The organism is Streptomyces sp. NPDC002276 (assembly GCF_053891435.1).
In genome coordinates, this window is sequence record NZ_JBSFCQ010000002.1 from 582,269 (window position 1) to 595,175 (window position 12,907).

Here is a 12,907-nt window from a genome sequence, read left to right on the forward strand (position 1 = left end):
GTCCGTCCGGCACCCGGTGCTCCCGTCGCCTCCGCGGCGACGCACCGGGTGCCGGGCGGCCCGCCGACGTCAGAGAGCTGCCCCTGTCATGCTGCGCTTCCTCGTCCGCCGGTTCCTCGGCGCCGTCGTCATCCTGTTCCTGCTGAGCATCGTCACGTTCGTGTTGTTCTTCGGGATGCCACGTGATCCAGGGCTGCTGATGTGCGGCAAGACCTGCAATCCGACGAGCCTCGCGAACATCCACCATGTGCTCGGGCTCGACAAGCCGATCACCACGCAGTACTGGATCTTCCTCAAGAACCTCGTCGTGGGCAGCAACGGCTTCGCCCAAGGCCCGTGCCCCGCCCCGTGCTTCGGGTACTCGTACCACACCAACGACCAGGTCTGGGCCACGCTGATCGACCGGCTGCCCACCACCGTCTCGCTCACCCTCGGTGGCGCGTTCTTCTTCCTGCTCATCGGCCTCGGTACCGGACTGCTCGCCGCCTGGAAGCGTGGCACGCTCATCGACAAGACGGCCACGGCCGGGGCGATGGTGCTCAGCTCGATGCAGATCTACTTCCTGGGACCACTGGCACTGGCGCTGCTCGTCTACCAGACCCACATCTTCGACAAGCCGGCGTACAACGACTTCACCGCGAACCCGATCACCTGGTTCACGGGGCTGATCATCCCCTGGGTGGTGCTGTCCACGATCTTCGCCGCGCAGTACACGCGTATGGCGCGCTCCGCGATGATCGAACAGCTCCAGGAGGAACACGTCCGTACGGCCAAGGCGAAGGGGATGTCCCGCAGATACGTCTTCTTCCGCTACGCCTGGCGCGGCTCGCTGATCCCCATCGTCACCATCTTCGGCATCGACCTGGGCGCGCTGCTCGGCGGCGCCATCATCACCGAGTACACCTTCAGCCTGCCGGGCCTCGGCCAACTCGCCGTACAGGCCGTCTTCTTCAGCGATCTGCCGCTGCTGCTGGGCGTGATGATCTTCTCCGCCACCATGATCCTCCTCTTCAACATCATCGTCGACGCCTGCTACGCCTTCATCGACCCGCGCGTGCGGCTGGCCTAGGAGCACTCGTGACCACATTGACCAAGGAAGCCGGCGCTCCCTCGCCGGCCGACGCGGGTGCCCTTCTCTCGGTGCGGGACCTCTACGTCAGCTTCAAGACCGAGGACGGCATCGTGCGCGCCGTCGACGGCCTCTCCTTCGACGTCGCACGCGGCAAGACCCTCGGCATCGTGGGGGAGTCGGGCTCCGGCAAGTCCGTCACCAACCTGACGATCCTCGGCCTGCACAACCCGATGTTCACCACCGTCGAGGGCGAAATCCTCCTGGACGGCCAGGAGTTGACCACCGCCCGCGAGTCCGACCTGGAGAAGATCCGCGGCAACAAGGCCGCCATGATCTTCCAGGACCCGCTCACCGCGCTCTCCCCGTACTACACGGTGGGCCGCCAGATCGCCGAGCCGTACATGAAACACATGGGCGCCTCCAAACGGACCGCGTGGGACCGCGCTGTGGAGATGCTCGGCAAGGTCGGCATCCCCAACCCGAAGGAACGGGCGAAGGACTACCCCCACCAGTTCTCCGGCGGTATGCGCCAGCGCGCGATGATCGCCATGGCCCTGGTCTGCGACCCCGACCTGCTGATCGCCGACGAACCCACGACCGCCCTCGACGTCACCGTCCAGGCCCAGATCCTCGACCTGCTGAAGGACCTGCAACAGGAGTTCGGCTCGGGGATCGTCTTCATCACGCACGACCTCGGCGTCATCGCCGACATGGCCGACGACATCATGGTGATGTACGCGGGCGGCGCGGTGGAGTACGGCACCACGAACGAGGTGCTCCGCTCGCCCCAACACCCCTACACCTGGGGCCTGTTGAACTCCATGCCGCGGCTGGACTCAGACCTGAGCGAGCCCCTGGCGCCCATCCCCGGCACCCCGCCGTCCCTCCTGACCCCGCCCTCGGGCTGCCGCTTCCACCCCCGCTGCACCTTCCAGGACCGGGTCGGCGGCGCCCGCTGCGTGAACGAACGCCCGCTGCTCGCCCCTGACCGCGCCTCGGCATGCCACCTCACGGCGGACCAGAAGCGGACCATCTTCATCGAAGAGATCAAGCCCCGACTGGGCTAGGAGGAGACGTCATGACAGAGGACCTCGTCCTGCCCGCCCCGCGCGACGCGGCACCGGAAGCCTCCGGCGACCCGTTGCTGGTGGTGGAGGGCCTGACCAAACACTTCCCGATCAAGGGCGGCTTCCCGATCCGCCGCACGGTCGGCGCCGTCCAGGCCGTCGACGGCCTCGACCTGACCGTGCATGTGGGCGAGAGCTTCGGCCTGGTCGGCGAGTCGGGCTGCGGCAAGTCGACCACGGGCCGGCTGATCACCCGCCTGCTGGAGCCGACCCAGGGCAAAATCTCGTACCGCGGCCAGGACATCAGCCACGCCAGCCGAAAACAGCTGGCGCCGATCCGGTCCGAGATCCAGATGATCTTCCAGGATCCGTACTCCTCCCTCAACCCCCGGCAGACGGTCGGCAAGATCATCTCGGGCCCGATGGAGATCAACAACATCACCCCGCCCGGCGGCCGCGAGGCCCGGGTCCGTGAACTCCTGGAGATCGTCGGCCTCAACCCCGAGCACTACAACCGCTTCCCGCACGAGTTCTCCGGCGGCCAGCGCCAACGCATCGGTGTCGCCCGCGCGTTGGCCCTCGAACCGAAGCTGATCGTCGCGGACGAACCGGTCTCGGCCCTGGACGTCTCCATCCAGGCACAGGTGGTGAACCTCCTCCAGGAGGTCCAGAAGGAACTGGGCATCGCCTTCCTCTTCATCGCCCACGACCTCGCGGTCGTACGGCACTTCTCGCACCGGGTCGCGGTGATGTACCTCGGCAAGATCATCGAGGTCGGCGACCGCGACTCCATCTACACCCGCCCCCGGCACCCCTACACCCACGCCCTGCTGTCCGCCGTACCCGAGGTGAACCTCGGCGACGACGACACGGTGGGCCGTGAACGCATCCGCCTCGCCGGTGACGTCCCCTCCCCGATCAACCCGCCGACCGGCTGCCGCTTCCGCACGCGTTGCTGGAAAGCGCAGGACAAGTGCGCGGCCGAGGAACCGCCACTGATCCAGATCGAGGGCAACCGCGCCTCCCACCTGACGGCCTGCCACTTCCCGGAAGAGCCCACGATCGAGGCCCGGGACGAGGACATCGTGCTGGACCCGGCGCTGGCGGCGCTGGAGGAGTCGTCGGAGGAGTAGGCAAGCGGCCGTTGGGCCGCCCGTTGCCTGTACTGCGTCGCGGGCCGGTGGGGGGTCCGTAGAGTGTGGGGTCTTTTCTAACCAGTCATGGCGGATGTCAGTGGTTAGTCTGACGCCCACACCCTGGAGCCACCCCACCGGCGGTCGGCCGCCGAGACGGCCCGGCGTACCGTTCGACGACGACGAATCCGGCCTCGTGGAGGAAGCGGTCTAGGGCGTCAACGCCGAGGAAGCGCAGGGTGGTTCGGTCGACCTGTGGCCGTTGCCAGTGCGCGCCGTCGAAGGTCTCGGTGAACGTCACCCGTTCCCCGCCCGCCGCCACGAACTCGGCCTCGTGCCATACCCGTACGACCCCGCCGTCCCCGTCGGGGATCTCCCGCACCCGGTCCGGTGTCCATGTCTCCCAGGCCCGGGCCGCCGGATTCCGCGTCTCGAACACGAACCGCCCGCCGGGAGCGAGCGCGGCGCGTACGGCGGCCAGCGCTAGGCGCAACTCCTCGTCGGCGACCAGCACTTGGAAGGCGTGCCCGGTCATCACGGCGAGTTCGAACCAACCGTCCCACTGCCGCGACCGCAGATCCCCGAGCACTCACTCGACCCCGGGTTCATGGGCTCGCGCCCGCGCGAGCATCGCGGCGGCGGGATCGAGCCCCACGAGCCGCCCCCGGTGCCCATCCCGCCGGGCCCGCCCGAGCAGGCGCCCCGTGCCGCACCCGATGTCGAGCACGGCACCGACGGACATCACGAGTTCGAGGTAGAAGTCGTCGCCGGGCCCCCAAGGATTGAGGGTGTCGTACAGCGCGACGAGCGAAGGATCCGTGAACGAACGATCGACCACTGCGGCAGCTTGTCACATGGGAGGGGCCGTAAGGGCGCAGTGCCTTTAACCGGTCGACAACGGTGCCGCCCTCCGGGAAGCTCGGCGCGATGACAAATGTCCTGAACCCCAGCATCCGTACCCTCACCTTCGACTGCACCGGCGATCCCTATGAACTCGGCCTGTTCTGGGGCGAGTTGCTGGGGCGGCCGTTGGCCGACGACGACAAGCCCGGGGATCCGGAGGCGGTGATCGTGGACCCCGAGGGCGGGCCGACGCTGCTCTTTGTGCGCGTACCGGAGGCTAAGGCGGCGAAGAACCGGGTCCACCTGGACCTCCAGCCGCATGGACGGACCCGTGCGCAGGAGGTCGAGCGGGCGCTGGGACTCGGTGCCACGAAGGTCGCCGACCATACGCGCCCGGACGGCGGCGGCTGGGTCGTTCTCGCCGATCCCGAGGGCAATGAATTCTGTGTGGAGCGGGGCGAGTTGGGCTGAGCCCCGGGTATGGCGAAGGCCCGCGCCTGGGTGGGCGCGGGCCTTCGTCCCCTGGAACCGGACGTTCATGGGCTCGGGTCAATGGGCCGGTGAAAGTCCGTTCCTGAAGGGGGCGGCTGACTAAAGGGGTGTGTCAGGCCGCCGCCTCGGGGTCCTTGGCGAGACGGGGTGCCGGAACTGTGTCCGCCGTCTCGGGGTAGTGGCACGCGGTCAGGTGGCCGGGCTTGTTGCCCTCGACCTGCACCAGCGGAGGAGCCTCCGTCGCGCACTTCTCCGTCGCCTTCCAGCAACGGGTGCGGAAACGGCAGCCGGTCGGCGGGTTGATCGGCGACGGCACGTCACCGACCAGCCGGATGCGCTCCCGGGCGGGCGTCTCGTCCACCGTGGCCTCGGGCACGGCGGACAACAGGGCCCGCGTGTAGGGGTGGCGCGGGTTGCCGTACAGGTCGTCGCGGTCGGCGATCTCCACGATCTTGCCGAGGTACATTACCGCGACCCGCTGTGAGAAGTGCCGGACGATCGCCAGGTCGTGGGCGATGAACACGAACGCGATGCCGAGTTCCCTCTGCACCTTCTGGAGCAGGTTGACGACCTGTGCCTGGATGGAGACGTCCAGCGCGGAGACCGGTTCGTCCGCGACGATCAGCTTCGGTTCGAGGGCCAACGCGCGGGCGACACCGATGCGTTGGCGCTGGCCGCCGGAGAACTCGTGCGGGAAGCGGTTGTAGTGCTCGGGGTTGAGGCCGACGATCTCCAACAGCTCCCGGACCCGGGCCTCACGGCCGCCGGGCGGGGTGATGTTGTTGATCTCCATCGGGCCGGACACGATCTTGCCGACCGTCTGGCGGGGGTTGAGGGAGGCGTACGGGTCCTGGAAGATCATCTGGATCTCGGAGCGGATCGGCGCCAACTGCTTGCGGCCCGCGTGGGTGATGTCCTGGCCGCGGTAGGTGATGTTGCCGGCGGTCGGCTCCAGGAGCCGGGTGATCAGCCGGCCCGTGGTCGACTTGCCGCAGCCGGACTCGCCGACCAGGCCCAGGCTCTCGCCCTCGCCGACCTGGAAGTCGAGCCCGTCGACGGCCTGCACGGCACCGACCGTACGGCGGATCGGGAAGCCGCCCTTGATCGGGAAGTGTTTGGTCAGCCCGCTGACGTCCAGGAGGGGGGTTGTGTCGCTCATGATGGGAAGTCCCGTTTCTAGTACGTCAGTTGTGCTGGGCTACGGCGGTGAGGTCGGCGAAGAGCTCCTGGCGCTGCTCGGTGGTGAGGTGGCAGGCGGAGCCCCGGCCGTCGACCACCTCCAGCACGGGCCGTTCGCTGGAGCAGCGTCCGCCCGGGACCTTCTCGGCGAAGGCGCACCGCGGGTGGAAGCGGCAGCCGGACGGCGGGTTGAGCAGCGAGGGCGGCGAGCCCGGGATCGGCATCAGCGGTACGTCGACCGGTCCTTCGAGGGTCGGCATGGAGCTGAGCAGACCGAGCGTGTAGGGGTGCTGCGGGTCCGTCAGCACCTCCTTCTTGGTGCCGCGCTCCACACACCGGCCGCCGTACATCACCAGGACGTCGTCCGCGATGTCGGCGATGACACCGAGGTCGTGCGTGATGAACACGATGGCGGTGCCGAACTCCTGCTGGAGGTCCTTCAGCAGGTCCATGATCTGGGCCTGGACCGTCACGTCGAGGGCGGTCGTCGGCTCGTCGGCGATCAGCAGCTCCGGGTCGCAGACCAGCGCCATGGCGATCATCGCGCGCTGGCGCATACCGCCGGAGAAGAGGTGCGGGTAGTCGTCCACCCGGACCTCGGGCTGGGGGATCCCGACCCGCTTCAGCATCTCGATCGCGCGCGCCCGGCTCTCCTTCCGGGAGGCACCGGTGTGCTTGCGGTACGTCTCCGCGATCTGCTTGCCGACCGTGTGGTACGGCGACAGCGAGGCCAGCGCGTCCTGGAAGATCATGGCCATCTTGTTGCCGCGCAGCCGCTCCAGCTCCCGCTCGGAGGCGGTGAGCAGCTCCTTGTCGTCGAGCAGGATCTCGCCCTCGATCGCCGTACGGTCGCGGTCGTGGAGACCCAGGATCGTCAGGTTGGTGACGGACTTGCCGGAGCCCGACTCACCGACGATGCCGAGCGTCTTGCCCTTGGCGACGTCGAAGGACAGCCCGTCGACGGCCTTGACGACGCCGTCCTCGGTGGAGAAATGGACTTTCAGATCCCTGACGGAGAGGAAGGGCTGCTGATCGGTGCTCGTCACGGGGACGCTCCTGGGGGGTGATGCGGGGGGTAGGGGGTACGGGCGGAGGTCAGGCGAGCCGGATCCGCGGGTCGATGAAGGCGTAGGCGGCGTCGACGAAGATGTTGAAGAACACGATCGCGGCTGCGGACAGCACCGTGACGCCGAGCAGCATGGGCAGGTCGCTCTGGAGGACGGAGGTGATCGAGAGGCGGCCGACGCCCTGGAGGCTGAAGACCTGCTCGGTGATGATCGCGCCGCCGATCAGCGTGCCCAGGTCGATGCCGAACACGGTGACGATCGGACCCATCGCGCCGCGCCAGGCGAAGCGCAGGAACACGTTGGCACGCGAGAGGCCCTTGGCGCGGGCGGTGCGGACGTAGTCCTCGCTGAGCTGCTCGACCAGCTGGGAGCGCGCCATGCGGGTGTAGTTGGCGGTGAAGATGATCGACAGCACGATCCATGGCAGCAGCAGGCCCGAGAACCACTGGATCGGGTTGTCGGTCAGCGGCGTGTACGAGGGCTGGTCGAGGATGCCCAGCTTGAAGGTCAGGAAGTACAGCGCGATGTAGCCGACGAAGTAGATCTGGAGCGAGGAGCCGAGCAGCGAGGCCGAGGTCGCCAGCTTGTCCAGGAACTTGCCCTGCTTGAGCGCCGCGATCATGCCGGTGCCGACGCCGAAGATCAGGAAGATGACGGCCGAGCCGAAGGCGAGCGAGAGGGTCAGCGGCAGCCGGTCCATGATCGTGCCGAAGACGGGCTCGTTGTTGGCGAAGGAGTAGCCGAGGCAAGGCGCGTTGCAGTGCCCGAAGCCGCTGTAGTCCCGTCCGACGAAGATGCCCTTGAGCCAGTACCAGTACTGGACCGGTATCGGATGGTCGATGCCCAGGTTGTGCCGGATCTGCGCCAGCGAGGCCGGCGTGCAGTTCTTGCCGCAGGACATCATGGCCGGGTCACGCGGGACGGCGTAGAAGAGCCAGAACGTGATGGCGCTGACGATCAGCAGAATGACCAGCGCGCCGATCGTACGGCGGACAAGGAAGCGGAACATGGGGTCAGGACTTTCCGGACGAGGCGCCGTTGCCGGGGCGTGAGGGGTGTGGAGCCGGTGGGGGGCGGCCCGGTGGAGCCGCCCCCTGGTGCCGCGTGGCGCCTATGCCTTGGCGTAGAGCCTCGTGAGCGCGATGCCGGTGTTGCCGGCGTCGTAGACGAAGCCGCCGACCTTCGTACCGTGCATCCAGTTGCGGATGGCGTGGTAGTCCGGGACACAGGCCGCGAGTTCCATGACCTGCTTGTCGATCGCGCCCCAGGCCTTGTTGGCCGCGTCCGCGTCGGTGATCAGGGAGGCCGCCGCGATGGCCTTGTCGACGCCGGTGTCCTTCAGCTGGGCGTAGTTGCTGCGGCCGTCGCCGATGTTGTCGCCGTCCCAGCAGGGGTAGAAGACCGAGTAGCCGCCCGGCCAGTCCGGGCTCCAGCCGGCCGCGAACAGGTCGTACTGGTTGTCGATCTTGCCGATCTGGGTGTAGAAGGTCGACTTGTCGATCTGCTTGTTCACGACCGTGAAGCCGGCCGCCTCCAGCGCGTTCTTGATCGCCACGGCCTGCTTCACCGCGTTGTCCGACGTCTGGTAGGCGATGACCAGCTTCTGTCCGACCTTGCCGGCCTCCTTCAGGAGGGCCTTGGCCTTGACCGGGTCGCCGCCGGGCTTCGTGGTCTTGCCGTACAGGTCGAAGTCCGTGTAGCCGGGCGTCACCGGGGAGAAGATCGTGGTGGCGATCTCGCTGGTGGACGCGCCGCCGCGGATGGTCTGCAACTGCTGGTTCGGCCAGGCGTAGTTGATGGCCTGACGGACCTTGACGTCCGTGATGCGGGTGGTGTTGATCGGCCAGTAGTAGGTGACCGTGTCGACCGCGGTGAGCACCTGCTGCTTGAGCTTGGTGTTGGTGAGGACCGTGGCGATCCGCTCGGGGGCGACCTCGTTGAAGATCGACATCGTGTACTGGTCGTTGCCCTTGTCCGCGATGTAGCGGTCGGTCGAGGCCAGCAGCTCGAAGCCGAACTGGAAGAGGTACTTGTCCGGGTAGGCGTTGCGGATCGGGTCCGTCGCCGCGTCCCAGTGCTCGTTGCGGGTGTACGTCAGGGACTTGCCGACGTCACGGGCGGAGATCTTGTACGGGCCGCAGGAGAACGGCTGCTTGTCGTACTTCTCCTTGGTGTCCTTCGACTTCTTCACGAAGGAGTACGCGCGCTCGGCGAGCGTGAAGTTGAAGTCACCGCGGGCCTGGTTGAGGCGGAAGGTGATGGTCTTGCCGTCGATCTCTATGGAGTCGAGGTTCTTGCCCTCGTAGGGACCCGTGTACTTGTCGCCGCCGACCAGGAACTGCTGGACGTAGCGCGGGCCCTCGGTGACGAAGGAGGCGAAGAGGCGCTCGAAGGTCCAGCGGACGTCGTCCATGGAGAGGTCGGAGCCGTCCTCCCACTTGATGCCGTCCTTGATGGTGAACGACCAGGTCTTGCCGCCGTCCTTGGCGGTGCCCGCGTCCGTGGCCACGTCGCCGACCAGGGTCGCGCCGCCCTTGGAGTCGAGCTTGTAACCGGTCAGGCCGCGCATGATCGGCGTGGTGATGAGGATCTCGGTGGAGACGTAGATCTGCGCCGGGTCCAGGTGGTCCATGTCGAACTGGTCGAGCCCGTAGATCGTCCCGCCCTTGACCGCGCCCGCGACCTCGGGGGCGGGGCCCGTCGAGTCGGCCTTCGTGCCGACCGCGATCTTGCTCTGCTTGGCCTTGCCGACCGAGGGGACCTTGGTCTTCGAGGTCGAGTTGCCGCCGCCACAGGCGGTCAGCACCGAGCTCGACGCGGCCACCACACCGGTGGCGATCATGAAGTTTCTACGGGAAAAGGACACAGTAGCCCTGCCTTATGGGTGGGACGGGACCAGCCGGACGACATTGACCGGACCGGAGATGAGAGAGGGTCAGCGCTTGGACTTCGGGTCGAGCGCGTCGCGCGCCGAGTCGCCGAGCAGGTTGAACGCCAGGACGAAGATCACCATGGCCAGGCCCGGGAAGAGCATGAAGGTGAAGTCCTGGGTGTAGAACTGGGCGCCCCGCTGGATCATGACGCCCCAGTCGGGGGTCGGGTCGATCATGCCGACACCGAGGAAGGCCAAGCCCGCCTCCGCGGTCACGTAGGCCGGGAGCATGAGCGTGGACTGGATCAGGATCGGGGTCCACAGGTTCGGCAGCAGTTCCTTGAACACGATGCGCGCCGGTGACGCTCCGGTCACCTTGGCGGCCTCGACGAACTCCCGCTCGCGCAGGCCGAGTACCTGGCCGCGCAGCAGACGGGCGATCGACGCCCAGCCGAAGAGCGACAGCATGAGGATGATCGCGACGGCCCGCAGCCAGGTCGGGACGTTGTCGTCGGCGGCGACGAACAGCCCGAACACCACCGGCATGAAGGCGATGATGAACAGCGTCGAGGGGATCGACAGCACGATGTCGATGATCCGGCCGACGATGTAGTCGGTCTTGCCGCCCACATAGCCCGCGGTCACACCGACCACGACACCGACGACGGTCGTGAGCAGGGTGGCGGCCAGGGCGATGCCCAGCGAGGTCCGGATGCCGTAGATCAGGAAGGTGAAGACGTCGCGGCCCAGTTGCGGCTCGATGCCGAACCAGAACTGCGAGCTCATGCCGCCGTTCGCGCCCGCCGGGTACGAGAAGGCGTCGAGCAGGCTCGGGTCCTGGCTCGCGTACGTCGTGTACGGATCTTTCCCGTACAGCTTCGAGATCAGCGGCGCGGCCAGCGCGATCGCGAAGAAGAAGATCACGATGATCGCCGATATGACGCCCGTACGGTCACGCTTGAAGCGGCGCCACGCGAGCTGTCCCGGGGACCTGCTCTCGCCGGCCTTCGAGTCGGGAGAAGTGATCGACTTCTCGTCGCTCTCGTCGGTCACCTCAAGCGGGGCCGCGGATGGGGTTGGGGGGGTCATGATGCTCCTGGCCCAAGGGCGGGTCCGATAAGACTCCGCAGGGCACTCCCTACGGGCTACGCCGGACTTTTTCAACGCAATTCATGCAGGGTCAATAAAATCTGGGGCGACTTGTGCTTCTCTTTACCTATTTTACGTCTGCTTGATCGTTCCGTAGCTACGCGGGTAGCGCGCCGTGATCGGCCCGTGTTTTATGTCGGGCCAAACGTGCGAAACGGGCAATGGGTTCGATATGCGGACGTCCCTGTATCGGAATGCGTACATCGGGGCGTCGTGATCCAACGGTTCCGCATCGCTTCGCGGTGACCCATTGTGCGCTATGCCGAGGATCGTCCGAACGGGGGTCGGAGGTACCCCGAAAGGGTGGGCCCAAAGGCGATGTTCTCCTTTTTGTGTCGATATTGGCCGGTAACGGATCGATCTGGACCGGCTTGCCTGAGGAGGCACTCGATGCGTGGAGCCACGCACGCCAAATGGGCCGCTTGCGCGGCGGCGGTAGCCCTCGCGGCGACCGCCTGTGGGGGCAGCGGCGGGGGCAGCAGCAGCGGCGGCGGTGACGGCGGCGCGGTGCTCAGTGCCTCCTGGGGAGACCCGCAGAACCCGCTGGAGCCGGCCAACACCAACGAGGTGCAGGGCGGCAAGGTCCTCGACATGGTCTTCCGCGGCCTGAAGCGGTACGACCCGAAGACCGGCAAGGCCGAGGACATGCTCGCCGACAAGATCGAGACCACGGATTCGCAGAACTTCACGGTCACGGTGAAGAGCGGCTGGAAGTTCAGCAACGGCGAGGCGGTGACCGCCAAGTCGTTCGTCGACGCGTGGAACTACGGCGCCAGCCTCAAGAACAACCAGAAGAACGCGTACTTCTTCGGGTACATCGACGGCTACGACAAGGTCCACCCCGACAGCGGCTCGCAGTCCGCGACCACCCTCTCCGGGCTCAAGGTCACCGGCACCGACACCTTCACGATCAAGCTCACCCAGAAGTTCTCCACGTTCCCGGACACCCTCGGCTACGCGGCCTACTCCCCGCTGCCGTCGACGTTCTTCTCCGACCACGCGGCCTGGGTGAAGAAGCCGGTCGGCAACGGGCCGTACACGATCTCCTCCTACACCAAGGGCTCGCAGATGGAGCTCAAGAAGTGGGACGGCTACACCGGCGCCGACAAGGCGCAGAACGGTGGCGTGACCCTCAAGGTCTACACCGACAACAACACCGCCTACACCGACCTGATGGCCGGCAACCTCGACCTCGTCGACGACATCCCGGCCTCGCAGCTCAAGAACGTCAAGAGCGACCTCGGCGACCGGTACATCAACACGCCCGCCGGCATCATCCAGACCCTCGCGTTCCCGTACTACGACAAGAACTGGAACAAGAGCGGCTCGGACAAGGTCCGCCAGGGGCTGTCCATGGCGATCAACCGGGACCAGATCACCACCACGATCTTCCAGAAGACCCGCACCCCCGCTACCGACTGGACCTCACCGGTGCTCGGCACCGCGGGCGGCTTCCAGGACGGGCTCTGCGGGGACGCCTGCAAATACAACCCGACCGAGGCCAAGAAGCTGGTCCAGGAGGGCGGAGGGATCCCCGGCGGCCAGGTCAAGATCACGTACAACGCGGACACGGGCTCGCACAAGGAGTGGGTGGACGCCGTGTGCAACTCCATCAACAACGCGCTCGGCAACGACAAGGCGTGCGTCGGCAACCCGGTCGGCACCTTCGCGGACTTCCGCAACCAGATCGGCCAGCACAAGATGACCGGGCCGTTCCGGGCCGGCTGGCAGATGGACTACCCGCTCATCCAGAACTTCCTCCAGCCGCTGTACTACACCAACGCCTCCTCCAACGACGGCCAGTGGTCCAACAAGGACTTCGACAAGCTCGTGAACCAGGCCAACGCGGAGACCGACACCGGCAAGGCGATCAAGCTCTTCCAGCAGGCCGAGGGTGTCGTCCGGGACAACATGGCCGCGATCCCGCTCTGGTACCAGAACGGCAGCGCGGGCTACTCGGAGCGGCTCTCCAACGTGGCGCTCAACCCGTTCAGCGTCCCCGTGTACAACGAGATCAAGGTCGGCTGAGCCCG

12 protein-coding genes are annotated in these 12,907 nt (G+C 66.9%); 5 read left to right on the forward strand and 7 right to left on the reverse strand.

Features of this window, described 5'->3' with window-relative positions; all coding sequences use genetic code 11:
• The first annotated feature begins 88 nt into the window (after positions 1 to 88).
• Genes ACWIHT_RS07775 through ACWIHT_RS07785 form a run of 3 tightly spaced genes read left to right on the forward strand, consistent with a single transcriptional unit; the run spans position 89 to position 3,272 of the window.
• The gene (locus tag ACWIHT_RS07775; protein ID WP_456165496.1) at positions 89 to 1,069 is read left to right on the forward strand and encodes an ABC transporter permease; all 981 of its coding nucleotides are present in this window, start codon (positions 89 to 91) and stop codon (positions 1,067 to 1,069) included.
• An 8-nt stretch (positions 1,070 to 1,077) separates the two neighbouring features.
• Positions 1,078 to 2,139 (forward strand): ABC transporter ATP-binding protein, encoded by a 1,062-nt coding sequence (locus ACWIHT_RS07780; protein WP_456165498.1) that lies wholly within the window; start codon positions 1,078 to 1,080, stop codon positions 2,137 to 2,139.
• Positions 2,140 to 2,150: 11 nt separating this feature from the next.
• A complete protein-coding gene (locus ACWIHT_RS07785) occupies positions 2,151 to 3,272 on the forward strand; it encodes an ABC transporter ATP-binding protein (RefSeq protein ID WP_456165500.1) in 1,122 nt (373 codons plus the stop codon).
• Between the two features lie 97 nt (positions 3,273 to 3,369).
• On the opposite strand, the gene ACWIHT_RS07790 is transcribed toward ACWIHT_RS07785, so the two are convergent.
• Together ACWIHT_RS07790 and ACWIHT_RS07795 are read right to left on the reverse strand one after the other, a co-directional pair.
• Entirely contained in the window at positions 3,370 to 3,861 is a 492-nt protein-coding gene (locus tag ACWIHT_RS07790; protein WP_456165502.1) for a hypothetical protein, read from the reverse strand.
• Positions 3,862 to 4,110 carry a class I SAM-dependent methyltransferase gene (locus ACWIHT_RS07795; protein ID WP_456165504.1) on the reverse strand — a complete coding sequence of 83 codons (249 nt, stop codon included), beginning with the start codon at positions 4,108 to 4,110 and terminating at the stop codon, positions 3,862 to 3,864.
• An 89-nt stretch (positions 4,111 to 4,199) separates the two neighbouring features.
• Between ACWIHT_RS07795 and ACWIHT_RS07800 the strand changes: the two genes are divergently transcribed.
• Complete coding sequence (locus ACWIHT_RS07800) at positions 4,200 to 4,586, forward strand: VOC family protein (RefSeq protein ID WP_456165506.1); 387 nt, start codon at positions 4,200 to 4,202, stop codon at positions 4,584 to 4,586.
• A gap of 133 nt (positions 4,587 to 4,719) precedes the next feature.
• Here the strand turns inward: ACWIHT_RS07800 and ACWIHT_RS07805 are convergent, their stop codons facing one another.
• From ACWIHT_RS07805 to ACWIHT_RS07825, 5 genes are all read right to left on the reverse strand, one after another.
• Complete coding sequence (locus tag ACWIHT_RS07805) at positions 4,720 to 5,766, reverse strand: ABC transporter ATP-binding protein (RefSeq protein WP_456165508.1); 1,047 nt, start codon at positions 5,764 to 5,766, stop codon at positions 4,720 to 4,722.
• 25 nt (positions 5,767 to 5,791) lie between these two features.
• Positions 5,792 to 6,832, reverse strand: a complete 1,041-nt coding sequence (locus ACWIHT_RS07810) for an ABC transporter ATP-binding protein (RefSeq protein ID WP_456165510.1) — start codon at positions 6,830 to 6,832, stop codon at positions 5,792 to 5,794.
• 49 nt (positions 6,833 to 6,881) lie between these two features.
• On the reverse strand, positions 6,882 to 7,862 hold the full coding sequence (locus tag ACWIHT_RS07815) for an ABC transporter permease (protein WP_456165512.1): 981 nt from the start codon (positions 7,860 to 7,862) through the stop codon (positions 6,882 to 6,884).
• Between the two features lie 102 nt (positions 7,863 to 7,964).
• On the reverse strand, positions 7,965 to 9,695 hold the full coding sequence (locus ACWIHT_RS07820) for an ABC transporter substrate-binding protein (protein WP_456165514.1): 1,731 nt from the start codon (positions 9,693 to 9,695) through the stop codon (positions 7,965 to 7,967).
• Positions 9,696 to 9,788: 93 nt separating this feature from the next.
• Positions 9,789 to 10,814 (reverse strand): ABC transporter permease, encoded by a 1,026-nt coding sequence (locus ACWIHT_RS07825; RefSeq protein WP_456165516.1) that lies wholly within the window; start codon positions 10,812 to 10,814, stop codon positions 9,789 to 9,791.
• 450 nt (positions 10,815 to 11,264) lie between these two features.
• Between ACWIHT_RS07825 and ACWIHT_RS07830 the strand changes: the two genes are divergently transcribed.
• Positions 11,265 to 12,902 (forward strand): peptide ABC transporter substrate-binding protein, encoded by a 1,638-nt coding sequence (locus tag ACWIHT_RS07830; protein WP_456165518.1) that lies wholly within the window; start codon positions 11,265 to 11,267, stop codon positions 12,900 to 12,902.
• Positions 12,903 to 12,907: the final 5 nt, after the last annotated feature.

Excerpts from the sequence above, each read along its gene's own strand:
- ACWIHT_RS07775 (WP_456165496.1), top strand. The coding sequence starts at position 89 with ATGCTGCGCTTCCTCGTCCGCCGGTTCCTCGGCGCCGTCGTCATCCTG.
- ACWIHT_RS07785 (WP_456165500.1), top strand. The coding sequence starts at position 2,151 with ATGACAGAGGACCTCGTCCTGCCCGCCCCGCGCGACGCGGCACCGGAA.
- ACWIHT_RS07800 (WP_456165506.1), top strand. The coding sequence starts at position 4,200 with ATGACAAATGTCCTGAACCCCAGCATCCGTACCCTCACCTTCGACTGC.
- ACWIHT_RS07805 (WP_456165508.1), bottom strand. The coding sequence starts at position 5,766 with ATGAGCGACACAACCCCCCTCCTGGACGTCAGCGGGCTGACCAAACAC.
- ACWIHT_RS07815 (WP_456165512.1), bottom strand. The coding sequence starts at position 7,862 with ATGTTCCGCTTCCTTGTCCGCCGTACGATCGGCGCGCTGGTCATTCTG.
- ACWIHT_RS07820 (WP_456165514.1), bottom strand. The coding sequence starts at position 9,695 with ATGATCGCCACCGGTGTGGTGGCCGCGTCGAGCTCGGTGCTGACCGCC.
- ACWIHT_RS07825 (WP_456165516.1), bottom strand. The coding sequence starts at position 10,814 with ATGACCCCCCCAACCCCATCCGCGGCCCCGCTTGAGGTGACCGACGAG.
- ACWIHT_RS07830 (WP_456165518.1), top strand. The coding sequence starts at position 11,265 with ATGCGTGGAGCCACGCACGCCAAATGGGCCGCTTGCGCGGCGGCGGTA.